Annotated in this window: 21 protein-coding genes and 1 pseudogene; 15 read left to right on the top strand and 7 right to left on the bottom strand. The window is 76.8% G+C overall.

From position 1 onward, the window contains the following. The first annotated feature begins 2 nt into the window (after nt 1-2). Nucleotides 3-1,178, top strand: coding sequence for a sensor histidine kinase (locus tag FMM08_RS13955; protein WP_147926999.1), 1,176 nt, complete (start codon nt 3-5; stop codon nt 1,176-1,178). A 154-nt stretch (nt 1,179-1,332) separates the two neighbouring features. Here FMM08_RS13955 and FMM08_RS13950 read toward each other — a convergent pair whose 3' ends face one another. After that, nucleotides 1,333-2,796 carry an NAD(P)/FAD-dependent oxidoreductase gene (locus tag FMM08_RS13950; protein ID WP_222710777.1) on the bottom strand — a complete coding sequence of 488 codons (1,464 nt, stop codon included), beginning with the start codon at nt 2,794-2,796 and terminating at the stop codon, nt 1,333-1,335. Nucleotides 2,797-2,893: 97 nt separating this feature from the next. Here FMM08_RS13950 and FMM08_RS13945 point away from each other — a divergent pair, with 97 nt between their 5' ends. Further along, a complete protein-coding gene (locus FMM08_RS13945; RefSeq protein ID WP_147926997.1) occupies nt 2,894-3,376 on the top strand; it encodes a hypothetical protein in 483 nt (160 codons plus the stop codon). 44 nt (nt 3,377-3,420) lie between these two features. Here FMM08_RS13945 and FMM08_RS13940 read toward each other — a convergent pair whose 3' ends face one another. Continuing rightward, the gene (locus FMM08_RS13940) at nt 3,421-4,335 is read right to left on the bottom strand and encodes a TspO-related membrane protein (protein WP_147926996.1); all 915 of its coding nucleotides are present in this window, start codon (nt 4,333-4,335) and stop codon (nt 3,421-3,423) included. A 187-nt stretch (nt 4,336-4,522) separates the two neighbouring features. Between FMM08_RS13940 and FMM08_RS13935 the strand changes: the two genes are divergently transcribed. The 5 genes from FMM08_RS13935 to FMM08_RS13915 all read left to right on the top strand — a co-directional run bounded on the left by FMM08_RS13935 (nt 4,523) and on the right by FMM08_RS13915 (nt 10,980). Then, complete coding sequence (locus FMM08_RS13935) at nt 4,523-5,434, top strand: PKD domain-containing protein (RefSeq protein WP_147926995.1); 912 nt, start codon at nt 4,523-4,525, stop codon at nt 5,432-5,434. A gap of 224 nt (nt 5,435-5,658) precedes the next feature. Continuing rightward, the gene (locus FMM08_RS13930; protein WP_147926994.1) at nt 5,659-8,607 is read left to right on the top strand and encodes a hypothetical protein; all 2,949 of its coding nucleotides are present in this window, start codon (nt 5,659-5,661) and stop codon (nt 8,605-8,607) included. A 105-nt stretch (nt 8,608-8,712) separates the two neighbouring features. Continuing rightward, nucleotides 8,713-9,240 (top strand): MarR family winged helix-turn-helix transcriptional regulator, encoded by a 528-nt coding sequence (locus FMM08_RS13925; protein ID WP_147926993.1) that lies wholly within the window; start codon nt 8,713-8,715, stop codon nt 9,238-9,240. After that, entirely contained in the window at nt 9,237-10,592 is a 1,356-nt protein-coding gene (locus FMM08_RS13920; RefSeq protein ID WP_147926992.1) for an MFS transporter, read from the top strand. The genes FMM08_RS13925 and FMM08_RS13920 overlap by 4 nt, the downstream gene beginning before the upstream one ends. A 43-nt stretch (nt 10,593-10,635) precedes the next feature. Next, a complete protein-coding gene (locus tag FMM08_RS13915; RefSeq protein ID WP_147926991.1) occupies nt 10,636-10,980 on the top strand; it encodes a hypothetical protein in 345 nt (114 codons plus the stop codon). A gap of 4 nt (nt 10,981-10,984) precedes the next feature. Here FMM08_RS13915 and FMM08_RS13910 read toward each other — a convergent pair whose 3' ends face one another. Together FMM08_RS13910 and FMM08_RS13905 are read right to left on the bottom strand one after the other, a co-directional pair. After that, complete coding sequence (locus tag FMM08_RS13910) at nt 10,985-12,550, bottom strand: M17 family metallopeptidase (RefSeq protein ID WP_187279755.1); 1,566 nt, start codon at nt 12,548-12,550, stop codon at nt 10,985-10,987. A gap of 26 nt (nt 12,551-12,576) precedes the next feature. Next, nucleotides 12,577-13,251, bottom strand: coding sequence for a GntR family transcriptional regulator (locus FMM08_RS13905; protein WP_222710776.1), 675 nt, complete (start codon nt 13,249-13,251; stop codon nt 12,577-12,579). A gap of 72 nt (nt 13,252-13,323) precedes the next feature. Here FMM08_RS13905 and FMM08_RS13900 point away from each other — a divergent pair, with 72 nt between their 5' ends. The 6 genes from FMM08_RS13900 to FMM08_RS13875 are packed head-to-tail and all read left to right on the top strand — an operon-like array spanning nt 13,324 to nt 20,199. Beyond that, the gene (locus FMM08_RS13900; RefSeq protein WP_147926989.1) at nt 13,324-14,607 is read left to right on the top strand and encodes an NAD(P)/FAD-dependent oxidoreductase; all 1,284 of its coding nucleotides are present in this window, start codon (nt 13,324-13,326) and stop codon (nt 14,605-14,607) included. Next, nucleotides 14,604-14,966, top strand: coding sequence for a (2Fe-2S)-binding protein (locus FMM08_RS13895; RefSeq protein WP_147926988.1), 363 nt, complete (start codon nt 14,604-14,606; stop codon nt 14,964-14,966). The genes FMM08_RS13900 and FMM08_RS13895 overlap by 4 nt, the downstream gene beginning before the upstream one ends. After that, the gene (locus FMM08_RS13890) at nt 14,959-16,548 is read left to right on the top strand and encodes an FAD-dependent oxidoreductase (protein ID WP_222710775.1); all 1,590 of its coding nucleotides are present in this window, start codon (nt 14,959-14,961) and stop codon (nt 16,546-16,548) included. The genes FMM08_RS13895 and FMM08_RS13890 overlap by 8 nt, the downstream gene beginning before the upstream one ends. Then, on the top strand, nt 16,545-17,498 hold the full coding sequence (locus tag FMM08_RS13885; protein WP_147926987.1) for a dihydrodipicolinate synthase family protein: 954 nt from the start codon (nt 16,545-16,547) through the stop codon (nt 17,496-17,498). The genes FMM08_RS13890 and FMM08_RS13885 overlap by 4 nt, the downstream gene beginning before the upstream one ends. Before the next feature lies 1 nt (nt 17,499). Continuing rightward, nucleotides 17,500-18,525, top strand: coding sequence for a proline racemase family protein (locus FMM08_RS13880; RefSeq protein ID WP_147926986.1), 1,026 nt, complete (start codon nt 17,500-17,502; stop codon nt 18,523-18,525). A 45-nt stretch (nt 18,526-18,570) separates the two neighbouring features. After that, nucleotides 18,571-20,199 (top strand): aldehyde dehydrogenase family protein, encoded by a 1,629-nt coding sequence (locus tag FMM08_RS13875; protein WP_147926985.1) that lies wholly within the window; start codon nt 18,571-18,573, stop codon nt 20,197-20,199. 95 nt (nt 20,200-20,294) lie between these two features. Here the strand turns inward: FMM08_RS13875 and FMM08_RS13870 are convergent, their stop codons facing one another. Beyond that, on the bottom strand, nt 20,295-20,708 hold the full coding sequence (locus tag FMM08_RS13870; protein WP_222710774.1) for an Lrp/AsnC family transcriptional regulator: 414 nt from the start codon (nt 20,706-20,708) through the stop codon (nt 20,295-20,297). A gap of 127 nt (nt 20,709-20,835) precedes the next feature. Here FMM08_RS13870 and FMM08_RS13865 point away from each other — a divergent pair, with 127 nt between their 5' ends. Then, the gene (locus tag FMM08_RS13865) at nt 20,836-21,432 is read left to right on the top strand and encodes an RBBP9/YdeN family alpha/beta hydrolase (RefSeq protein ID WP_147926983.1); all 597 of its coding nucleotides are present in this window, start codon (nt 20,836-20,838) and stop codon (nt 21,430-21,432) included. A gap of 174 nt (nt 21,433-21,606) precedes the next feature. Here FMM08_RS13865 and FMM08_RS13860 read toward each other — a convergent pair whose 3' ends face one another. Beyond that, nucleotides 21,607-22,608 (bottom strand): GlxA family transcriptional regulator, encoded by a 1,002-nt coding sequence (locus FMM08_RS13860; protein WP_147926982.1) that lies wholly within the window; start codon nt 22,606-22,608, stop codon nt 21,607-21,609. Between the two features lie 52 nt (nt 22,609-22,660). Between FMM08_RS13860 and FMM08_RS13855 the strand changes: the two genes are divergently transcribed. Beyond that, nucleotides 22,661-23,116, top strand: coding sequence for a cupin domain-containing protein (locus FMM08_RS13855; RefSeq protein ID WP_147926981.1), 456 nt, complete (start codon nt 22,661-22,663; stop codon nt 23,114-23,116). A gap of 47 nt (nt 23,117-23,163) precedes the next feature. On the opposite strand, the pseudogene FMM08_RS23965 reads toward FMM08_RS13855, so the two are convergent. Then, a pseudogene (locus FMM08_RS23965) lies at nt 23,164-23,303 on the bottom strand (IS110 family transposase); the annotation flags it as partial.

The raw sequence follows: 23,303 nt of genomic DNA, 5'->3' as shown, positions 1-23,303 counted from the left end.
CGGTGGTGGCAGGAGGACGGGCGCTGCGGGGACTGGTCCGGTCGCGCCTGGCCCGTGCGGTGGCCGTGGACGCGGTGCTGCTGCTGGCCTGCTGGGCGCAGGGCTTCACCAACCAGACCGCCGGGTGGAACCGGCCGTTCGTGCTGTCCGTGCTGGCGCTGGTGGCGGTCCCGCTGAGGCGGTGGTCGCCGGAGGCGGCGGTGGTCCTCGGGGTACCGGCCCTGGGCTGGGCCCAGAGCACCCTGGCGCCGCTCGTGGTGCTCTTCACCCTCGGTGAGCGCCAGCGGCGCGCCTGGGTGGTGGCACTGCTGGTGGTGGCCTCCTACGTGATCACGGTGTGGCCGCAGTGGGACCCGGGGATGCTCGCCGCCAACACCTCGGCGTTCCTCACCGCCGGCGTGTCCGTCGCCGGGGCGGTCGGGCTCGGCGCGCTGCGCCGGTCGCTGGGCGTGGAGCGGCGCCAGCGGCGCGAGCTGGAGGAGGCCCGTGCGGCGGAGCGCGCCGCCGCTGCGGCGTCCGCGCGGGCCGAGGAGCGCGCCCACCTCGCCCGCGAGATGCACGACGTGGTGGCCCACCACGTCTCCCTCATCGCCGTCCAGGCCAGCGCCCTGCAGGTGAGCACCCGGGAGGACAGCACCCGGGCTGCGGCTGCGACGGTCCGCGAGCTCGCGTCGAAGGCCATCGGCGAGCTGCGCGCCGTGCTCGGGGTCCTGCGGTCCTCGGACGGCGCGAGCGCGGTGCCGCTGGCGCACGGGCTGGACGAGCTCCCGCGCCTCGTGCGCGAGGCGAACGCGGCCGGGCGGCTCGGCGTGGACCCGCGCCTGCTGCCCGGCGGTGGCGTGCCGGTGCCCGACGCGGTGCAGGGCACGGTCTACCGGATCGTGCAGGAGGGCCTCACGAACGCGCGCAAGCACGCGCCCGGAGCCCCGGTGTCGGTGACGGTGTCGTTGGCCGAGGAACCTCGCGGGGTGCGGGTGGAGGTGGTCACGCACCTCAGGACGACGGGCGCCGGTGCAGCGCCGCGCACGGCGCTCGGGGTCGGCGGTGCGGGCCTGGGGCTGGTCGGGCTGCGGGAGCGCGCCGAGAGCCTGGGCGGGACGGTGGCGGTGGAGCAGGACGACGACGAGCACCACCTGCGCGTGCTGCTCCCGCTGCAGGACGCGGCGGGGCCTTCCTGAGCTGCTGCGGCAGCGGTGCGAGGGTCACCCGTTCTGAGCAGCAGTCACCGGCCGTGGCGACGTGGTCACCGCCAAGGGGCACATCCTCGGAACCTGCCGAGATGGTCACCCTGCGCAGTCGGCCGGGGCCACAGCGGGCGGGTCGTCGTCGTCCTCAGTGGTGACCGGCGACCTTCCCCGCGAGCACCGCCAGCGGTGAGGTGCGCGTGCGACCGCGGGCCTCGGCGGCGTCTGCTGCCCGGTAGGCCGCGTACAGGCCGTGCACGGCCAGCCACCGCAGCGGCTCGGGCTCCCACCGGCGCACCCGGTGCCCCACCCACGGCAGCTCGGTGAGGGCTGTCCGCTCGCCGAGCACGAGGTCGCGCAGCGTCCGGCCGGCGAGGTTGGTGGCCGTGACGCCGGTGCCGACGTACCCGCCCGCCCAGGCCAGCGCCGTGCCGTCGGCGGCGCGCTCGATGCCCACGGAGGCGTGCCAGTCGCGCGGGACCGCGAGCACGCCCGACCACGCGTGCTCCAGCGGCGCGCGCCCGTCGGGCGTGAGCTGGCGCAGCACGGGGAAGAAGGTCTCGAGCACCCGGCGCAGCCCCTCCACCGTGCGGGCCGGCGTCTCGCCGTCCGCGGTGGTCCGGGCGGTCCGGGAGCCGTAGGCGTACGGCACGCCCCTGCCTCCGAGGGCGATCCTGTCGTCGGCGGTGCGCTGCGCGTACATGTAGACGTGCGCTGCGTCCCCGAGGGTGGCGCGCCCGTCCCACCCGATGGCGTCCCACGCGGCAGAGGGCAGCGGCGCGGTCGCCACCATCGAGGAGTTCATGGGCAGCCAGTCGCGCCTGTGCCCGCGGACGTCCGCGGTGAAGCCCTCCGTGGCCCGCACCACCACCCGCGCGCGCACGTCGCCGGCCACGCCGTCGACCTCGGTCCGCGCCAGACCGGGGGAGACCTCGGTGACCCGGGTGCCCTCGTAGACCTCCACGCCGAGCCGCTCGACGGCCTCGGCCAGCCCGCGCACCAGCTTGGCGGGGTGGATGCGGGCGCAGTGCGGGTGCCACACCGCTGCCGACGTCCCCGCCACGCCGATGCGCTCGAACGCCTCGTCGGCGTCCAGCCACTGCACGTCGGTGCCGGCCCGGGAGGCCATGCCCGCGTGCAGCTCCCGCAGTCGCGCCAGCTGCGCCGGACCGCGCGCCACGGTGTGCTCGCCACCGAGGTGGACGTCGGCGTCGATGCCCTCCACCTCCGCGACGCGCACCACCTCGGCGACGGTCTCGTCCACCGCCAGCTGGAACGCGTCGACCGCCGCCGGGCCGTGGCTGGCGCGGTACCCCTCCACCCCACCGGTGATCTCGTTGGTCAGCCAGCCGCCGTTGCGGCCCGACGCGCCGTACCCCGCGAAGGCCTGCTCGAGGACGACGACGCGCAGCGACGGGTCCGCCCGCTTGAGGTAGTACGCGGTCCACAGGCCGGTGTAGCCGGCTCCCACCACCGCGACGTCGCACTCCAGCGCCGGTGAGGACGACGACGGGGGCCGCGGCAGCGGTGGCCGCTGGCGCGGCGCGCCGCCCAGCTGGTGCCACCAGAAGCTGACCCCGCCACCACCGAGGCCGTTCGCAGATGAGCCCACGGGCTGATCCTCTCGCGCACCGCTCCGCGTTCGTTCCCGCGTTCGTTCCCGTGCCCGTCCTCGTGCGTCGGGGTGCCCGCCGGGCCACGATGGCGGAGTGCCTGCCGTCAACCCCGCCGTGCTGCGCCAGCTGGTCGCGCTGGCGGCCAAGCGGGGCCCCGACGCCATCCGCTGGATGACGATCGTGGCGCCCTACCTGCGTGAGCCCGAGACCCGCGACCGCTTCCGCGCGCTCACCCAGGGCTGGTCAGACGCACGTGCGGCGCGCACCCCCGACGCGCGCCTCGCGCAGGAGATCTCCGCCCTCGTCGACCACGCCACGTCCGCGAAGGCGGACGCCGAGAGCGCCAGCAGCCCCGCCCAGGTGGCGCAGGCGGAGGGGTGGCTGCGGCGCGCGAAGGCGCTGGAGCGGTCGAGGCACCTCCTGCTGGGGACGACGACGTCGGGCCGCAGCGACGCGCCGCGGCGGCGCCAGGCGGTGGAGCGCCTCACCCCGGAGATCGAGCGGCTGCGCTCGGAGATGCTCGAGGCGATGCTCGCCCTGGGCCACGGCGACGGAGACCCCCCGCCCCGTTCGTGATCATGGACGTTGCCGACACGCCGGACGTGGTGCTGCGGGCGGGGTCAGGGGCGCGGGCCGAAGGGGCCGCCGGGCGCTCCCGGGCCCCCGGGACCGAAGGGGCCCCCGGGCCCGCCGACGCGGACGGTGGCCGCCTGGACGCGCCGGCGCAGGTCCTCCCAGCGAGACCACACCGCCCAGCCCAGCAGCGCGACGGCGCCCACGGCAGCCGCTGCCGCGAGCACTGCGCCGCCGTCGCGCGCCCCGGCCCCGAACGCGACGGCCATGAGCGCCCACACCACCGCGAGCGTGCTCGCCGCGCGTGCGCGCCAGCGGCGCACCACCGCGACGCCCGCGCCCAGCGCCACCACCAGCACACCCGCCTGCCACGCGACGGCGCCACCGCCTGCGGTCGGAGCGCCGGCCTCGACCAGGACCGAGGCGACGTTGACGGGGACCGCCACCGCGGCCCAGCCGGTGTAGACGCCGAGCGCGCCGAGCAGCAGCAGACGGCCGGGCAGGCGCATGAGCCGGCGGTGGCGCAGGGCCGTGTCGTAGGCGACCACCAGCAGCACGAGCATCAGCGCGAAGACGGCGGCGGTGGTCCAGACCGGTGCGGTGGCCGCCAGCACGAGCCAGGCCACGAAGCACGCCATGATGCCGGCCAGCGGCCAGGCCACCCGGCGGTAGGGCGGCTCGTCGCCGCGGCCCGCCGGCAGCTGGTAGGCGGCGTACGCCAGGCAGGCGGCCACCACGAGGCCCCAGATGGAGAACGCGTACCCGGCAGGGGTGATGAGCAGGCCCGAGGCGTCCGCGCCGCTCGAGCCCGTCGGCCGGCCACCCCCGAGCACGGAGGCGACCACGGCGGCGAGGACCTGCGCAGCCGCGAGCACGGCGACGGTCCACCGCCGCGCGCGCGAGGCGAGCGAGGGCCTGTGGGTGGTGGGCGAGGACGGGGGACCGAGGACGCCGGCGGGCATGTCCCAGTCTCTCACCGGATGGTCAAGGGCGAGTAAAGAGAGGGGGCCGCTGGCGGCGCAGGAGCGACCACCGAGCGGTGGCCGTCCGTCACCGCCCGCTGCAGCTCGGGCCCGACGGGAGCACGGGCCTGGTCCGGGAGGGGGCGCCCGCGCCCGGTGTGCCGCGCCGGTCCCCCAGGCTGCGCCCGTGATCACCGCCACGGGCAGGACCCGTCTGACGCAGCGCCCCGCCGCGCTCCGCCTGGCGACCCGGGCGGTGGCGCTCGTCGTCCTGGTGGTCCTGGCGGTGGTGGCCGTGGCGGTGCCGGGAGCGTCACCGACAGCCGCGGCCGTCGGCTGCGGTGGCGCGCTCGGCGACCGCTCCGTGGACGTGGGCTGCCACGAGCACGTGCCGGGCAGCGGGCGCGGCTCGGCGGAGCAGGGCGGTGGGGGAGCGACCGCGCCGAGCGGACCCCGCTACCGCTACCGGTACGTGCTGGCCTGCGACGGCAACACGCTGGACGCCCCCACCTCCACGACCTGCGAGCTGGCCGCTGCGCAGTGCACGCCACCGCGGCTGCAGTACCGGCAGTTCCGCTCCACCGACGGCGCCACGTGGTCGGCGTCGGGCACCCGCTGCCTGACCCGTCAGGAGGCCACCGACGGCGAGGCGGTCCCGGGGCTGACCCTCGCCGACCTCCGCAGCCTGCCGATCCCGGGCCAGGCGGTGGTGCTCGAGCCCGGCAACGGGTACGCGCTGGTGGGGGTGCCGGTCAACGCGGTGGCCGGGACGACGGCGGTGGCGCTGCAGACGGCGGTGCTGGGGGCGGCCGTGGCCGTGCGGGCCACCCCGGTGGCGTACACGTGGGACTTCGGCGACGGCACGGTGCTCGGCCCGACGCCGGACCCCGGCGCCCTGTTCCCCGCGCTGCGGACCACGCACACCTACGAGCGCGGCGGCGACGTGCAGGTGGTGCTCACCACCACCTACGCGGGGGAGTACTCCGTGGAGGGCGGGGCGTTCACGGCGGTGGCGGGCACCGTCGACGTGCCCTCCCCGCCGGTGCCCCTGGCCGTGCTGGCCGGCGCTGCTGCGCTCGTCGGGGACGCGGTCGGGTGAGCGCGACACGCCGGAGCGCGGGGCGCGTGCTGCACGTCATGGGTAGATGGGTGCACCATCGTTCACAGCAGTCACACGAGTCACGCGGTCGGTGATCGGGAGAGTTGATCTGTCCTGGTTCGCCTCGGTGGAGCAGCTTCCTGGGCAGGTCACGGGACCTGGCGACATGCCTCGACGCGCCGGAAGTCCCACGCTGAGAGCGTTCGAGGTGTCACGATCCGTGCATGGAGACGCACAGACCCGGACTCTCGGGCGACCCGTCTCGCGGCGTCGCCCAGGACACCTCCGACGACGCCCACGACCTCGCCGTCGACGCCGCCCGCCCGGCGTGGGTCCGCATGACCCCCCGCGCAGCCCGTGCCTCCGCGCTCACCGCGCCTCCGGCTGACGAGGCCGGCCCAGCCGCAGCACCGTCCGGCGACGAGCGCCCCGGCGCGCTCCGCCACGACACGACCTGGCCCGCAGGGCAGACCGCCGGGAGGCGCTCGATGATCGACCTGCGTGACGGACAGACCCACCCGACGGCCCTCCCGCCGGCTCCGCAGCAGGCTCCGCAGCGGGTCCAGCTGCCGCCCACCGCGCCCGCGCTGCACCACCCGTCGCCCGCCGAGCAGGAGCACTGGCGGGGAGCCGCGCCCGTGACCCGCGCGCCCCGCGCCGACCGCGCCGAGCAGGCGGGGGTGGACCCCTCCCGCTACCGCCAGGCGGTGGACCTGCTCGGCCTGGCCCAGCGCCACGCCGACGAGGTGCGCGCCGCTGCCGACCGCGAGGCCGCCCTGGTCATCGGCAGCGCCGAGGACCGCGCCGACGGCCTGGTGGCCCGGGCCTCGCAGGAGGCGGCGCTGCTGGAGGAGCGCACCGCCCAGGGGCGGGAGGCGCTGGCTGCCATGGGCGAGGAGTACACGTCCCTGCGCCAGCAGGTGGTCGAGATGCGCGCCGACCTCGCCGCGATGGACGCGCGCCGCGCGGGGTTCCTCGCCGAGGGCACCACCCTCGAAGACCGCGTCAGCGTGCTGCGCTCGGTGGCCGAGACGGTCGTCGACGAGGCCGCGGCCCGCGCGGCGCAGGTGACCCACGAGGCGGCCCTCACGGTGCAGCAGGCCCTGGAGGCGCGGGCCGGCGCCCAGGCGGAGGCCCACGAGGCGCTCCGGAGGACCGAGGCCGAGCGCGCCGCAGCCGCCGAGGCCGCCGCGGTGGCCACGGCTCTGCTGGAGCAGGCCCGCGCCGACGCCCACCAGCTGGTGGCGGACGCCGAGCACGAGCGCGAGGAGCTCGCCGCTGCGGCGGCAGCCGCGGCTGCGATGGCCCTGGCGTCCGCCCGCGACGAGGCCGACGCCCTGCGGGCCGCCGCCGTGGAGCAGGCCCGGCGCACCGCCGAGCAGGCGGAGGTCGAGGCGGCGCTGCTGCGCGAGGAGGCCGCAGGCGCGGCCCAGGTCGCGCGCGCCGAGGCGGCCGAGCTGGTGGCGCACCAGCTGCGCGCAGCCCAGGCGGACATCGACGCCGGCAGGGACGCCGTCTTCGCCGCGATCGGAGAGGAGCGCGAGGCCGCTCTCGCCGACGTCGAGCGGGTGCGCGAGACCGCCCGCGCGGAGGGCGAGGCGCTGCTGGAGCAGGCCCGCACCGACGCCGAGGTGCTGCTGCGCGCCTCCCGGGACGAGTCCGAGGCCGTGCGCGTCGCGACCCTGGACGACCGCGAGCAGGTGCTCGCCAGCGCCCGCGCCGGCGCCGCCGCCGTGCTGGCGACGGCCCGCGCGGAGGCCGAGGGGGTCACCTGCGGCGCGGACGCCGCCCGCGAGGAGGCCGCCCAGGAGCTCGATGAGCTGCTCGCCTCCGCTCGCGCCCAGGCCGGCCGCATCGCCACCGCGGCCGCCGCGGACGCCGACGACGTCCGGGCTGCCGCCCAGGTGGACGCCGAGGAGCTGCTGACCCTCGCCCGCCAGCGGGGTGTCTCCCTCCTCAACGACGCCGAGGCCGCCCGCACCGCCCTGGAGGCCGAGGCCGCCGAGCTCCTGGCCGCTGCCCGCGCCGAGGCGTCGACGCTGCTGGCGACCTCCCAGCACGAGGCCGAGCGGGTCCGCCAGCAGGCGGAGGCCGAGGCCCGCCGTGTGACCGCCGAGGCCTACGCGGAGGCCAAGGAGTCCCTGACCGCCGTCAGCGCGCACGCCGAGGCTCTGCGCGACGGCGCTGCCGACGAGGTCGTCGCCGCGCGCGCCGAGGCGGAGGCCGTCCGCGCCACCGCGGAGGCGGAGGCCGCCCGCCTGCTCGACGAGGCCGCCGGGGCCGCTGACGAGGCGACCCGCACCGCCCGCGCCGAGGCCGCCGCCCTCGTCCGCGACGTGCGCGAGCGCGCCCAGCAGGTCGCGACGGCCGCCACCGAGCGCCTCGAGCGCGAGCAGCAGGCGGCGGACTTCGACGTGGCCGAGCTGCGCCGCACGGCCGCCGAGCACGCCGAGCAGGTGCTCGACGCCGCCGAGCGGACCGCGCAGGAGGTCCGCGCCTCCTCCGAGCGGATCGCCACCGAGCTGCGCCAGGCAGCCGAGCAGGCCGCCACCCAGCTGCGCACCGCTGCCGACGAGGACGTCCGGGAGCGGCGCACCACGGCGATCCGCGAGGTCGAGGACCTGCTGGTCACCGCGCGCTCCGAGGCCGCCGAGCTGCGCTCCAGCGCGCAGCGCGAGGCCACCTCGGCCCGCAGCGCCGCGCGCGAGGCGCTCCAGCTGGCCCAGTCCGAGGCCGCCCGCCTCGTGGAGACCGCCGCGGCGCAGGCCGCGGACACCGCCGCTGCCGCGGCGCGGACGGCCGCCGAGGCCGAGGCCGGTGCCCGCGAGCTCGTGGACCAGGTGGCCGAGGAGGTCGCCCGCGCCCGCAGCGAGGCTGCCGAGCAGCATCGGTCCGCCTCCGTGGAGGCCGAGGCGCTGCTCACCGAGGCGCGCACCGCCGCGCACCGCCTGCTCGAGGCCGCCGCGAAGGAGTCCGAGCGGCTCCGCGAGGAGGCCGAGGCGGTGCTCGAGCAGGCCCAGGCCGACGTCGAGGCCCTGCGCGACCGCCACGCGCGGATCCTGTCGGACCTGTCCGACCTGTCGGCGTCGTCGACCTCGCTGAGGTCGGGACGCGCGCCCGGACCAGCAGCGGGGCACGCCGCGCCGCGCCCCCGCAACGGCTCGATGGGCTGACCACCTCCGACGTCCGCTGACCGCGCAGAAGACCCGCACCTCGACCCTCGAGGTGCGGGTCTTCTGCATGACAGCCCCTTGGCGCAGATCTGACAGTGCTGTTGTATGAGCGCTGTGACGCTGCCGAGCGACCGGTCCGACGAGGACCCGACCACCCGCAACTTCCTGCGGCCCTTCAGCGAGCTCACCGACGCCGTCGACGCCGACATCGCCGCCCTCTACGCCGAGCGCCACGTGCAGGGGCTGCGACCGCGGTTCGCGAAGGTGCTCATCCGCCTGTCCCGCCTCGGTCCGCTGACCGTCCGCCAGCTGGCCGGGGAGGTGGGGGTGACCCACTCCGCCATGAGCCAGACCCTCGCCGAGCTGCGCCGGGGCGGCTTCGTGGACAGCGCCCCGGGCGCCGACGCCCGCACCCGCGTCATCACGCTCACGGCAGCCGGAGCGGAAGCCGTCCCGCTGCTCGAGCGCGAGTGGAACGCCACGGAGGACCTCCTCGCCGAGCTCGACGCCGCCGTCCCGTACTCGCTCTTGCAGGTCGTCGCCGACCTGCGCGCCCTGCTCGAGGAGCGCTCCTTCCTCGACCGGCTCCGCGAGAAGCTCGCCGACACCGCTGACACCACCGACCACCCGTGAGCCGCTGGGACCACCTCGACCGCGTCGTCGACACCCGCCCGCTGCGCTCCAGCCCGGCCTTCCGGCGGCTGTGGCTCGGCAGCGCGCTGTCGACGGCGAGCGGGCAGCTCGTCAGCGTCACCGTGCTCTTCCAGGTGTGGGAGCTCACGGGCAGCAGTGCCTGGGTCGGCGCGGTGGGCCTGGTCACCGCCGTCCCGACCCTGGTCTGCGGGCTGCTGGGCGGGCAGCTGGCCGACGCCCTCGACCGACGCCGCCTCGCTCTGGTCACGACCGCCGCCTCCCTGGCCGCGGCCCTCACCCTCGCCGTGCAGGCAGCGGCCGGGGCATCGAGCCTCGTGCTGCTCCTCGCGCTGGTGGCGGCGCAGACCGCTGCCATCTCGCTGGGGTCAGCCGCCCGCCGCACCTTCATCAGCGCTCTCCTCCCACGGGACCAGGTGCCCGCCGGGGTCGCCCTGAGCCACCTCACCTTCCAGGTCGCCCTGCTGGTGGGGCCGTTGGCCGCCGGGGCCGTGCTGGTCGCGGCGGGTCCGGGCGCGTGCTACCTGCTGGACGCCGCCGCGCTCGTCGTCGTCCTCGTGGCGACCCTGCGGCTGCCGCGAGCCAGGGCAGGGGGCGCTGCGGCCAGAGGTGGCATCGTCGACGACGACGAGCGCGCACCGCTCGCGTCGAGGCGCCCGGCGCCGGCGCGCCTGCTGGCGGGACTGGGCGTCGCCGCGCGGCAGACGTGGGACGGCTGGCGCCTGGTGGCCCGCCGCCCCGCGCTGTCGGGGTCGGTGCTCGTGGACGCCGCCGCGACCGTCCTGGCCATGCCCGTGGCGCTGTTCCCGGCCCTGAACGCCGCGCGCTTCGCGGACCAGCCGGCCACGCTCGGGCTGTTCTTCTCCGCCCTCGCCGCGGGCGGGCTGGCCGCCGGCCTGGCGACCTCGCCGCTCGCCCGCGCCCGTCGCCCGGGCGCGGTGCAGCTGGTGGCGGCTGCCGTGTGGGGGCTGGCGCTGGCGGGGGTGGGGCTCGCCCACGACGTCGGGGTGGTGCTGGTGCTGCTGGCGGTCGCCGGGGCCGCGGACAGCACCGGGGTGATCGCCCGGGGCGCGCTCGTGCAGCTCGAGACGCCGGACGCCTACCTGGGCAGGGTCAGCGCGCTGGAGAACGTCGTCGGGGTGGCCGGGCCGGGCCTGGGGAACGCCCGGGCGGGGCTGGTGAGCTCGTGGTCGTCACCCGGCGTCGCCGCGGTCAGCGGCGGACTGGCCTGCGTCGTGCTGGTCGCGGCGCTGGCGGCGACCAACCCCGCGCTGCGGCGCTGGCGCCCGGGCGGCACCCCCCGCACGCTCGGAGCCGGCCCCGGCCCTCTGTGACGCAGGGGCGCAACAGCCCAGCGGCCGGTGGCGTCGTGGGGGTGTGGTCGCAGCAGCGCGAGGCGCTTCCCGGGCGGCGCTCGTCGCCGTCCTCCTGGCCGTGGTGGTGGTGACGGCCGCCTGCGGAGCAGCCGACCCCGCCGGCGGTCCGTCGCCGACGGGACCGAGCGGTCCGTGCGGCACCACCGGGGCACCTGACGAGACGACCGACGTGCTGCTCGGCATGACCGAGACCGAGGCCACCGCGCGGGTCGAGGCGGGCGGCCTGTCCGTGCGCGTGGTCGGCCGAGGGGCGGAGTGCTTCCCGGTGACGATGGACTTCCGCGCCGACCGCGTGAACCTCGACCTGGACGACGCCGGCACCGTCCGGGGCGCCGGCCGCGGCTGAGCGCTCAGGGCGCGGACGAGCCCGTCAGCGAGCGCGCCAGCTCGAGCAGGGTGCGCACCCCGAAGCCGGTCGCGCCGTCAGCCGAGGCGTCGCCCCGCCAGGACGGTCCCGCGACGTCCAGGTGCGCCCACGGCTGCTCGGGCGGCACGAACGCGTCGAGGAACAGCGCCGCCGTGATGGCGCGGCCGCTGTCGGTGAGGGGGTGGTTGCGGAGGGCCCACCCGACGTCCACCCGGGCGCGGTAGCGGTCGGCCAGCGGCAGCCGCCACAGCGGCTCGCCCGCCCGCCGAGCGGCGTCCAGCACGGACGCCGCCGCGGAGTCGTCGCGGGCCAGCAGCGCCCCGATGTCGGGGCCCAGGGCCACCACGGCCTGGTAGGTCAGCGTCGCGACGTCGACCACCAGCCGGGGGCGGGCGGCGCACGCGTCGGTGAGCGCGTCGGCGAGCAGGACGCGGCCCTCGAAGTCGGTGTCGAGCACCTGCACGAGCCGCCCCGACCGCGAGCGCACCACGTCTCCGGGGCGCGTCGCCCCCGGACCCGGGAGGTTCTCCGCCAGCGGCAGCAGCGCCTCCACCGCCACCGGGGCGCGCTGGGCCGCCAGCGACAGGACGGTGGCCAGCGCCACCGCGGCCCCCGCGCAGTCCGAGCGCATGTCCTGCATCGCGGCGGGGCTCTTGAGGGACAGGCCCCCGCTGTCGAAGGTGACGCCCTTGCCGACGACCACGAGGTCCGCCGGCGACCCGGAGCCGCCCGGACGAGCTGGGTCGGCCGGACGCCCGTCCCAGCTCACGCGGACGAGGTGGGGCTGGTGCGCGGAACCCGCGCCGACGGCGAGCACGGCGCCGTAGCCGCCGGCGCGCAGGCCGTCGGCGTCGAGCACCTCGCAGCCGGCGCCGACCGCCGCGGCTCCCGCGCGTGCCCACTCGGCGACGGCCGCCGGGGTCGCGACGCCCGGCGGGGCGCACGTCACCAGCCGGGCCAGGTGGACCGCGGCCGACGCCACCAGACCGCGCCGGGCCGCCGGCAGCAACGCCTCCGGCACCCGGACCACCGGACCACCGGCGTCGACGGCGCTGCCGGCGGTGGAGCGCTCGTGGCCGAGCCGGGCAGCCGCGGCACCGACGCCGAGCCCGCAGAGCAGGGCCTCCACGGCCTCCTCGTCATCGATGGTGGCGGCGGGGTGGGGCATGTCGACGACGACGTCGCGGTCCAGGCAGCGCCCTGCCGCTTCGCCGGCGACCAGCCACGGTTCGACCCCCGGTGCCTCGGAGCCGCCCGACGGGGGTGCGCCGAGTCCGACCACCAGCCCCTCGGCGGTGGGCCACAGCCCGCCGAGGGAGCCGTCGGCCGCGGGCCAGCGGGCTCCGCCGGGACGGGCGTCACTGGCAGGCAGTCGGTCCGGTCGGCGCAGCAGCAGCCTCGCGGCGGGCGCGTCGCCGTCGCCGTCGCCGCTCAGGGGGACAGCGACGTCGGCGGCCACCCGCAGCGGCAGCGGCAGGACTCCGACCAGCACGGCGAGGGCGGCCTCGACCTCCGCGGCGTGGTCGCGGCAGGCTCGGTGCTGCGTCACCGGGCGGGGCGTCACCGGGTGGGACGTCACTGCGGGGTCCACCAGTCGAGCACGGCGCTGACGTGGAGCCCCATGAAGCGCTCAGCCGCGGGGCCGTCACCGGAGAGCACCAGGTCCAGCAGCTCGTGGTGGTCGACCGCTGAGCGCTCCAGCTCAGGACTGCCCACCGCCGCCGCCAGTCCCACCAGGCGCGTCTGCGAGCGCAGCTGGCCCACCACCTGGACGAGGTGGCGGTTGCCCAGCAGGGCCAGGAGCTCGGAGTGGAACTGCGTGTCGGCGCGCAGGTAGGCGGCGAGGTCGCCGCTGCGGGCACCGGCGACGATCTCGTCGGCCAGGCCCCGCAGGCGCGGAGCGTGCTCGGCCACGAGCGCGCAGCGCTCCGCTGCCAGCTGGCCCACGGCCGGAGGCTCGAGGAGGCGGCGCACCGCCACGAGGGAGGCGACGTCCTCGCGGTGGACCTCGGTGACGCGGAAGCCCTTGTTGCGCACGGTGGTGACGAACCCGCGGGCCTCCAGGGCCATCATCGCCTCGCGCACGGGGGTCGCCGAGACGCCGTAGCGGGCGGCCAGCGCCGGGGCCGAGACCAGCTGGCCGGGGGCCAGCTCGCCGGAGACCACGGCGGCTGCGATGGCCTCCTCGACCTGGTCGCGCAAGCTCGCCGCGCGAGCCACGCCGCGGTCCGTCGAGAGCACCTCGGTCACGTGCGACTCCCTCCACCAGCTGTTCCGCCCGACACCTTCCCGTGCCGGTATGTGACATGGTACTGATGGGACATGGCCCAGGGAACACCTCGCACCACCGCGTCGCGGTGGGTCGCCGACGTCGCGGTGGTCGGTGCCGGGATCGTCGGCGCGGCCGTCGCGAGGGCGCTGGCGGCCGGCGGCGCGCGGGTGGTGGTGGTCGACCGCAGCGAGGCGGCCGGTGGCACCTCCGGCAGCGGCGAGGGCAACCTCCTGGTCTCCGACAAGGGCCCCGGTGCGGAGCTGGCCATGGCCCAGCGCGCCGTGCAGCTGTGGCCGGCGCTCGCCGCCGAGCTGCGCGAGGAGCTGCGCACAGGGCTGCCCGGCGGCTTCCCCGACCTCGAGCTCGAGCCCAAGGGCGGCCTCGTGGTCGCGACCACCGACGGCGGTGCCAGCGCCCTGCGCGCCTTCGCGGCCACGCAGCGACCCGCCGGCGTGCACGCGGTCGAGCTCGACGCCGCCGGCGCCCGGGCGCTGGAGCCGGGGCTCACTCCCGAGGTCGCCCTCGCCGTCCACTACCCCGACGACGCCCAGGTCCAGCCCGTGGTCGCCACCGAGGCGCTGCTGGCCTCCGCCCGACGCCGCGGTGCGGTGGTCCTGACCGGCGCGCAGGTGACGGGCCCGCTCCTCGCCGAGGGCGGCGCCCGGCTGGCCGGAGTGCGCACGAGCCGCGGGGACGTCGCCGCAGGCGCCGTCGTCGTCGCCGCGGGTCCCTGGTCGGGCGAGGTGAGCTCCCTGCTGGGCGCTCCGCTGCCGGTGCTCCCTCGCCGCGGCGTCATCCTCGTGACCACCCGCCAGCCGCACCAGGTGTTCCGCAAGGTCTACGACGCCGACTACGTGGGCGCCGTCGGCTCCGGCGACGCCGACCTGCAGACCTCCACCGTGGTGGAGTCGACGGCCTCGGGCACCATCCTCATCGGATCCTCACGCGAGCGGGTCGGGTTCGACGGCGCGCTGCGCGTGGAGGTGCTCCGCCGCCTCGCGGCCGGGGCGCTGACGCTGTTCCCCGGGCTGGCGGGGGTGCCGGTGATGCGCAGCTACGGCGGGTTCCGCCCCTACGTGCCCGACCACCTGCCCGTGGCCGGGCCGGACCCGCGCCTGCCCGGGCTGTGGCACGCCACCGGGCACGAGGGCGCCGGCATCGGGCTGGCCCCGGCCACCGGGGAGCTCGTCGCCGACCTCCTGCTCGGCCGGGAGCCGGCGCTCGACGCCGCGGCGTTCTCGGTGGCCCGGCCCTCGCTGGCCCCGCACCTCGCCGAGCCCCTCGCCGAGCCCCTCGCTGAGCACCCGGGCGGCTCCGGGGGAGCGGCGGCGTGAGCGCGCGACGCGTCGACCCGGCCCGCGACGTCGCCAGGACGGAGACGGCGGAGCCCGTGACCATCACCGTCGACGGCGAGCCCGTCACCGGCGTGCGCGGGCAGAGCATCGCCGGGGTCGTCATGGCCGCCGGCCGCTCGGCGAGCACCGGAGGAGCGCTGCGCCGGACCGCCGGGGCCGGAGCGCCGCGCGGGGTGTTCTGCGGCATCGGCGTCTGCTTCGACTGCCTCGTCACCGTCGACGGCGTGCGCGACGTGAGGGCCTGCCAGCGGCGCGCCGTCGAGGGGGCCGTCGTCACGACGCAGGGCGAGCCGCTGCCAGCCCGTGTCGAGCGCGTGGAGGGGGAGCGGCGTGGTTGAGCCGGCTGACCTGGCGGGGGCGGGTGCAGAGGTGCGCGACGTCGAGGTGCTCGTCGTCGGGGGAGGGCCCGCCGGGCTCGCCGCCGCGGACGCCGCCCGCCGCAGCGGTGCGCGCGTGGTGCTGGTGGAGGGCGGCGACGACGTCGGCGGCCAGTACTGGCGGCACCTGCCGGCCGAGCGTCCCGCCGCGGCTGAGGCGCAGCTGCACCACGGCTGGTCGACCTTCGCCGGCCTGCGCCGCACCCTCGCCGGCGACCCCGGCTGCGAGGTGCTCACCGGCGCCTCGGTGTGGGCCGTCGAGCCCGGCGCCGGCGCCCTCGTGGTGCGCGTGCTCGTGACGCCCTCCGGACAGGCCGACGCCCCCGGGCGCCGGCACCTCGCGCTGCGTCCCGCGGCGCTCGTCGTCGCCACCGGCGCCCACGACCTCACGCTGCCGTTCCCCGGCTGGGACCTGCCCGGTGTCGTCACCGGCGGCGCCGCGCAGGCGTTCGCGAAGTCCGAGCGGCTCGCCGTCGGGGAGCGCGTGGTGGTCGCCGGCGCCGGGCCGTTCCTGCTGCCCGTCGCCTCTTCGCTGCTGGACACCGGCGCGCGCGTGCTCGAGGTGGCCGAGGCCGCCGGCCCCGCGCAGCTCACCCGTGGCTGGGGCCCTCTGCTCACCGGTGGCGGCGCGGGGGTCTTCGCCGCGGGGCTCTCCGGCGTCGGGGTGCTGGCGGGCAAGACCCGCGAGCTCGCGGGGTACGTCGCCGCCCTCACCGCGGCCCGCGTGCCGTACCGGACCGCCACCGGCGTGGTCGCCGCCCGCGGGGACGGGCGCGTGGAAGAGGTGGTGCTGGCCCGGCTCGACGCCACCTGGGCACCCGTGCCCGGCACCGAGCGCGTCGTCGCCGCGGACGCCCTGGCCGTCAGCCACGGCTTCACGCCCCGCCTCGAGGTGGCGCTGGCCGCCGGCGCCGCCGTCGCCGGCTCAGGCGCCGGCGCGGGGTTCGTCGCCGTCGACGACCGCGGTGCCACCTCGGCCCCCGGGGTCTGGGCCGCCGGGGAGGTCACCGGCATCGGCGGAGCCGACGCCGCGCTCGTCGAGGGCGCCCTCGCCGGTCTCGCGGCCGCCGAGGCGCTCGGCCACCCCGCGGGCCCGGAGGTCGACGGGCTGCTGCGCCGACGCCGGGTGCTGCGCGCCTTCGCCGACCGGCTCGCCGCTGCGCACGCCCCCCGCCCCGGGTGGCTCGCCCAGGTCACCGACGACACCGTGGTCTGCCGCTGCGAGGAGGTCACGGCCGGTCGCCTGCGCTCGGTCGCGCAGGCCACGGCGAGCGCCGCCGACGCGCCCGCCGGCTCCCGGTCGCTGCGCCTGACCACCCGTGCCGGTCTCGGGCCCTGCCAGGGCCGGGTCTGCGGCCACGCCGTCGACGCCGTGCTCGGCTGCGGCCTGCCCGCCTCCACCGGCACTACCCGTCCGCCGGTGTCCCACCAGCGACGGCCCCTCGCCGTGCCCGTCCGCCTCGGCGAGCTCGCCGACCTGCCACCTGCGACCACACCGACCAGTCCCGCCACCAGCCAGCCCACGTCCGAGGAGACCCCATGAGCATCGACCTGCGCGGCGTCGTCGTCGCCACCGCCCTGCCCTACCGCGAGGACCCCTCAGCGCCCGCCGGCCTCGCCGTGGACGAGGAGCGCTTCGCCGAGCACTGCGCCTGGCTGCTGGAGAACGGATGCCGTGGCGTCGGCCCGAACGGCTCCCTGGGCGAGTACTCCTCCCTCACCGACGCCGAGCGGCGCCGCGCGGTGCAGGTGGCCGTCGAGACCGCCCGGAGCACGAGCACCCCGTCCGGTGAGCGCGGCATCGTCGTCGCCGGCGTGCACGCGCCGGGCTGGCACCAGGCGAAGCACTGGGCGCAGGTGGCTGCCGAGGACGGCGCCGACGGCCTGCTGTGCCTGCCGCCCACCATGTACCGCTCCACCCCGGCCCAGGTGGTGGAGCACTTCGAGCAGGTGGCGAGCGTCGGGCTGCCGGTGATGGTCTACAACAACCCCTTCGACACCAAGGTCGACCTGGTGCCCTCCCTCGTGGCCGAGATCGCGCAGATCGAGAACGTCGTGGCGGTCAAGGAGTTCTCCGGAGACGTGCGCCGCGCGTTCGAGATCGCCGAGCTGTGCGAGGCCGCCGGCACCCAGATCGACGTCATCGCCGGCGCCGACGACGTGCTCATGGAGCTCATGCTCGACGGCGCCGTCGGCTGGTTCGCGGGGTTCCCCAACGTCTTCCCCCGCGAGGCCGTCGAGCTGTACGACCTCATGACCGCTGGCCGCTACACCGAGGCGCGCGAGCTCTACACCCAGCTCGTGGCGCTGTTCCGCTGGGACTCGCGCACCGAGTTCGTGCAGGCGATCAAGCTGTCGATGGACGTCGTCGGCCGCTACGGAGGCCCGTGCCGCCCGCCGCGCGGTGCCCTCTCCGCGCAGCAGGTGGCCACCATCACCGCCGAGACCGAGCGCGCCGTCGCCGCGGTCGAGGCGCTGCGCGCAGGCGTCTGAGGTGCGCGCCTCCCGCGTCTTCTCCGCGGTCGACTCCCACACCGAGGGCATGCCGACCCGGGTCGTCACCGGTGGGGTGGGCGTCATCCCCGGCGCCACCATGAACGAGCGGCGCCTGCACTTCATGGCGCACATGGACGGCGTGCGGCAGCTGCTCGTCAACGAGCCGCGCGGGCACGCCGCCATGAGCGGGGCGATCCTCCAGCCGCCCACCCGGCCCGACGCCGACTGGGGCGTGCTCTACATCGAGGTCTCCGGCTGCCTGCCGATGTGCGGGCACGGCACCATCGGCGTCGCCACCGTGCTGGTGGAGACCGGCATGGTCACCGTCACCGAGCCCGAGACGGTCATCCGCCTCGACACCCCCGCGGGTCTCGTGGTGGCGCGGGTGGCCGTGCGCGACGGGCACGCCGACGGCGTCACCCTGGAGAACGTCCCGAGCTTCTGCGACCGCCTCGACGAGGTGCTCCACGTGCCGGGCCTCCCCGGAGGTGCCCGCGACGTCCGCTACTCCCTGGCCTTCGGCGGCAACTTCTACGCCATGGTCGACCTGGACGACGTCGGGCTGCCCTTCGACCGCGCGCGCCAGCACGACGTGCTCTCCGCCGGACTCGCGATCATGGACGCCCTCAACGCGTCGGCCCCGCCGAGCCACCCGACCATCGACGGCGTCGACCACTGCCACCACGTGGAGCTCATCGCACCCGGCTCCGACGCCCGGCTGTCGCGGCACGCCATGGCCATCCACCCCGGGTGGTTCGACAGGTCGCCGTGCGGCACCGGCACGTCCGCGCGGATGGCCGAGCTGTGGGCCCGCGGCGAGCTGGCGCTGGGTGAGGACTTCGTCAACGAGTCCTTCATCGGCTCCCGCTTCACCGGCCGGCTCGTGGCCGAGACGACCGTGGGGGAGGGTGAGCAGCAGCGGGCCGCCGTCGTCCCCACCATCACCGGCCGCGCGTGGGTGACGGGCATGGGGCAGTACCTGCTGGACCCGACCGACCCGTTCCCCACCGGCTTCACGTTCTGACGCTCGACGACCTGACGCCCGACCACCCCGCTGAGGAGCACCGCTGTGAGCACCACCCCCGCACCCGCCTCTTCCGCACTTGCCGCGGAAAGTGCGGCAAGGACCCCCTCCGGAGGCGCACTTGCCGCGGAAAGTGCGGAAGGGGTCGCAGCGCGGGCGGCGGCGGTCGCCCCGGCGCTGGCCGCCATCGCGCCGGCGCAGCTGGCCGGCGGTCTGCGGGCCGCGGCCGGCGCGCTGCGCGCCGACGCCGACCGCCTCGTCGCGATCGCCGCCGAGGAGACCGGACTGGCGCCCGCCCCCCGGCTGCGCGGAGAGCTCGAGCGCACCGCGGTGCAGCTGGAGATGTTCTCCGCCGTGGCGCTGGCCGGGAGCCACCTCGACGTCCGCGTCGACGAGGCGGACCCCGCCTTCCGCCCGCTGCCCCGCCCCGACCTGCGCCGCGTGCTGGTGCCGCTCGGCCCGGTGCTGGTCTTCGCCGCGAGCAACTTCCCGTTCGCGTTCTCGGTGGCCGGCGGTGACACCGCGGCGGCGCTCGCCGCCGGGTGTCCCGTCGTCGTGAAGGCCCACCCCGGCCACCCCCGCCTGTCGGTGGCCGTGGCCGAGGTGGTCCGCTCGGCGCTCGCCGGCGCCGGACTGCCCGCCGACGCCCTCCAGCTCGCCGGGACCGACCCCGCCACCGGCCAGCAGGACGGGGTCGACCTCCTGCGCGACGAGCGGATCGCCGCGGCCTCCTTCACCGGCTCCCAGCGCGCCGGGCGCCACCTGGCCGACGTGGCCGCTTCCCGCCGCCGCCCGATCCCCTTCTACGGCGAGCTCGGCTCCACCAACCCCGTCGTCGTGACCGCCGGGGCGCTCGAGCAGGCGGGGGCCGAGGCCTTCGCGGCCGCCTACGCCACCAGCGCCACCGCCTCGGCGGGGCAGCTGTGCACCCAGCCGGGCTTCGTCTTCGTCCCCGAGGGCTCCCTCGCCGGGCCGCTCGGCGAGGCGCTGGTCGCGGCGTTCTCCGGAGTTCCCGAGCACCGGCTGCTGCACCCCGGGATCGCCGCGGGCTACGCAGCCCGGCGCTCGGCGGTGCTCGGGGCCCCCGGCGTCGAGGTGCTCGTCGAGGGGGCGCTCCGCGAGGAGGGCGACGACGACGGCGGCGCCCCGACCGCGGTGCTGGCCACACCGACGCTCGTGCGCACCACCCTCGCCGCGCTGCTGGCCGCCGGTCCAGAGCTGCGGGAGGAGGCGTTCGGCCCCCTGTCGGTGATCGTGGAACACCCCGGGCTCGCCGAGGTCGCCGCCGCCGTGCCGGACCTGTACGAGGGGGAGCTCACCGCCGCCGTGCACGTCACCGAGGCCGAGGCCGGGACCGCTGCTGACGGCGCGCTCTCGGCCCTCGTGTCGGCGCTGTCGAGCGTGGCCGGGCGCGTCATCTTCAACGCGTGGCCCACCGGCGTCGCCGTGACGCACGCGATGCAGCACGGAGGTCCCTACCCCGCCACCACCGACGCCGGCCGCACGACCTCGGTGGGGTCCGCGGCGGTGGGCCGCTTCCTGCGGCCGGTGACCTTCCAGGGCGCCACCGGGGCGCTGGCGGCGCTCCTGCCCGCAGCCCTGCGCGACGACGACCCGTGGGGCGTCCCGCGCGCGGTCTCGGCCGCGGGGGAGTCTGCGGGCTGGGGCGGCTGACCGCGGCGCCGTCCCCGGCCCGGGGTCTGCCGCTGCGGGTCGCCACCCGGTCAGCGCGCCGCTGACGATCCCCGCAGCGGTGGCCCACCTGGGCCTCAGACGTGGACCGCGCCTGCCGGGTACTCGCGCAGCACCAGCGACGTCGTGACCGGACCGATCCGCGCGATGGAGTCCACCACTGCCTCCAACCGCTCCGCGTCCACCGCGTGCAGGTCCAGCAGGAAGCAGTCCTCCCCGGTCAGCCGGTAGATGCGCACCACCTCCGGCAGCACCGCGAACAGCTCCAGGGCCGGCGCGACCTGCGCCTGCGTCGTGCGCAGCCGGGCGACGGCGTGGATCGCCAGGCCCAGGCGGCGCCGGTCGATGCTGGCGCTGTAGCCCGTGATGACCCCCGAGCGCTCCAGGCGCTGCAGCCGAGCCGACACCGCCGGCTGGGACAGCTGCACCCTCCGGGCCAGCTCGGTCACGCCCAGGCGTCCCTCGACGCGCAGCAGGCGGAGCATCGCCATGTCCACCGCGTCCGATGGACCATCGGCAGCAGAGGGGACCTTCTTCTCGACCATCAGTGCCTCCACCTCCGAGGGACCACGGGTGCTGTGATCACCTTCTCATCGGTCACATCGCAGGAGGCCTGCAGTGGGTTTCGTCATCATCCCGGGCATCGACGGTTCCGACGCCGAGCACTGGCAGAGCCGGTGGGAGAGCGACTGGGGCGCTCAGGCCGTGCGCATCGCGCCGGCGTCGTGGACCGAACCGTCGTGGGACGACTGGCAGGAGGCGATCACCTCTGCGGTCACCGAGGTCGGCGCGACCGGCTCGGACGGGGCCGCGCAGGAGCAGCTGGTGCTGGTCGCTCACAGCCTGGGGTGCCTGGCGGCGGCTGCCTGGCTGCAGGCGCACCCCGGCGCTGCTGTCGGGTTCCTGGTGGCCGTTCCCGACCCGGCCGGGCCGCAGTTCCCCGCGGCTGCAGCGGGCTTCGGCGTCGCTCCCGGGGCGCTGGGGTCTGCTGCGGTGGTCGTCGCCAGCGCTGATGACCCGTACGCGTCGGTCACCTTCAGCCGCGAGGTCGCCGTGCAGTGGGGAGCGACCTGGGCCGAGGCCGGTGCGCTCGGCCACATCAGCTCGGGCAGCGCCCTGGGGGTGTGGCCCCAGGGCAGGGAGCTGCTGCGGCGCTTCCTGGACGGCACCCGTCCGGCGTCGTCGGCGCCCGACGGGCGGTCCGCCAGTCGATGACTCCTCCGGGGGCCGTCGGCCGCGACGATCAGGACCGGTGGCGCCGTCGCCGTCATCGGTCCTGATCGTGTGCCGTCCGGGACCGTCCACCGGGACCGCGGCGGATCGCCGTCCGGTCCGCCTGCGGAGCCATCGGTGTCCGGGGGCGACAGCTGTCGACCGCTGAGGTCGCGCTCAGGCCAGCGCGTGACGGTGCTGGCGGCGGTAGTCGCTGGGACTGAGCCCGGTCGTCCGGCGCAGGTGGCTGCGCAGGCTGGTGGCTGTCCCCAGGCCGCTGCGGAGCGCGATCTGCTCGACGGGGAGGTCGGAGGTCTCCAGCAACCGGCGTGCGTGCGCCACCCGCTGGGCGTGCAGCCACGCCAGCGGCGTGCACCCCAGGTGCGCCGTGAAGCGCCGGTGCAGCGAGGCCCGGCTCAGCCCCGCTCGAGCTGCTAGCGCGGCGACGTCGATCGGTTCGGCCAGGTTCTCCTGCGCCCAGGCGAGCGCGCCCGCCAGGGCATCGGGTGCGCTGGGTCTGGGCAGGGGGGTCTCGATGTACTGGCGCTGCCCACCGGGGCGGTGGGCGGGGAAGACCAGGCGGCGCGAGACAGCAGCCGCGACGTCGGCTCCGTGGTCGCTGGCCACGATGTGCAGTGCCAGGTCCAGCGCGGAGGCGCTGCCCGCGGCGGTCAGCAACCCGTCGTCATCGACGAACAGGACGTCGGGGCGCAGGTCGACGTCGGGGTGCGCCGCTCGGAAGCGCTCGGCCCACTGCCAGTGCACGGTGGCTGCCCGCCCGCGCAGGAGGCCGGCCTCGGCCAGGGTGAAGGCTCCGCTGCACATGCCGACCATGCGCGCGCCTCGGGCGTGGGCGCGGCGCAGGGCCTCGAGCACCTCGGGGGTGTGGGGCCGGTCGGTGTCGGGGCGGTTGGGGACGATGACCGTGTCGGCCTCCTGCAGGTCCTCCAGGCCGGCGGTGCCGGTCATGGTGAAGAAGCCCTGGCGCATCCGCACCTGAGGGGCGGTGGTGGCGAGGCGCAGGTCGTAGAGCAGCCCGCCGACCTCGGGACGGTCGATGCCGAGGACCTCGGTCATGCAGGCCAGCTCGAAGGGGTTGGAGTCGTCGTCGACGAGGACCACGACCCGCTCCAGCGGGGCCCTTCGCCCGGAGGGGGCGTGAGACGAATCTTGCGCCATGCGTCATTTCTCGCACTCACGGCTGCTGGCGGGCAAGCGTGAGGCTCGTGCCATGAGCGCAGATCACCTCCACAGCCCTGCGGCCGGCTCCTCTGGTCGGGACGCCTCCGCCCCTGGGCGTGACGCAGCGGTCAACGTCGACGAGGTGCTGGCGGGGTTCGAGGACCTCTGGGCGCCGCGGGTCCTGGCATCTGTCAACGACTACGCGGTGAAGGTGGCCAAGGTGCTCGGGGAGTACGTCTGGCACGCCCACCAGGACACCGATGAGCTGTTCTGGGTGCTGTCCGGACAGCTGCACCTGCACCAGCGCGTCGCCGGGAGTGAGCGCGTGGTGGTGCTCGGTCCTCAGGACGTGCACGTGGTGCCCCGGGGTGTGGAGCACCGCCCCGTGTCCGCGGAGGGGGCGGTGATCGTGATGGTGGAGCCGTCGGCGACGTTGTCGACGGGGGACTACGCCGGGCAGGTCCCCGAGCACGTCACCTCCACCCGGGGACTTCCCCTGGACTGACCGGCCAGCGTCCCCCCCCCCCCCCGGGGGGTGTCCCTATGTCGTTGTCAAGCCGCCAGGGTTGCCTCGCCGCTCGTGCTGAAGGGCCGCGGGCGGTAGGGCTGGCGGTCGCGCAGCATCGCGAACATGACGTCGATGCGACGGCGGGACAGGCAGATCAGGGCGGCGTTGTGGCGGCGTCCCTCGG

The organism is Quadrisphaera setariae, assembly GCF_008041935.1.
Classification (GTDB): Bacteria; Actinomycetota; Actinomycetes; order Actinomycetales; family Quadrisphaeraceae; genus Quadrisphaera; species Quadrisphaera setariae.
The sequence above is the reverse complement of the archived record's forward strand: the minus strand, read 5'-3'. Positions and strand labels throughout refer to the sequence as shown.

Excerpts from the sequence above, each read along its gene's own strand:
- FMM08_RS13885 (WP_147926987.1), top strand. The coding sequence starts at position 16,545 with ATGAGCATCGACCTGCGCGGCGTCGTCGTCGCCACCGCCCTGCCCTAC.
- FMM08_RS13855 (WP_147926981.1), top strand. The coding sequence starts at position 22,661 with ATGAGCGCAGATCACCTCCACAGCCCTGCGGCCGGCTCCTCTGGTCGG.
- FMM08_RS13860 (WP_147926982.1), bottom strand. The coding sequence starts at position 22,608 with ATGGCGCAAGATTCGTCTCACGCCCCCTCCGGGCGAAGGGCCCCGCTG.
- FMM08_RS13940 (WP_147926996.1), bottom strand. The coding sequence starts at position 4,335 with ATGCCCGCCGGCGTCCTCGGTCCCCCGTCCTCGCCCACCACCCACAGG.
- FMM08_RS13930 (WP_147926994.1), top strand. The coding sequence starts at position 5,659 with ATGGAGACGCACAGACCCGGACTCTCGGGCGACCCGTCTCGCGGCGTC.
- FMM08_RS13925 (WP_147926993.1), top strand. The coding sequence starts at position 8,713 with ATGAGCGCTGTGACGCTGCCGAGCGACCGGTCCGACGAGGACCCGACC.
- FMM08_RS13900 (WP_147926989.1), top strand. The coding sequence starts at position 13,324 with ATGGCCCAGGGAACACCTCGCACCACCGCGTCGCGGTGGGTCGCCGAC.
- FMM08_RS13870 (WP_222710774.1), bottom strand. The coding sequence starts at position 20,708 with ATGGCGATGCTCCGCCTGCTGCGCGTCGAGGGACGCCTGGGCGTGACC.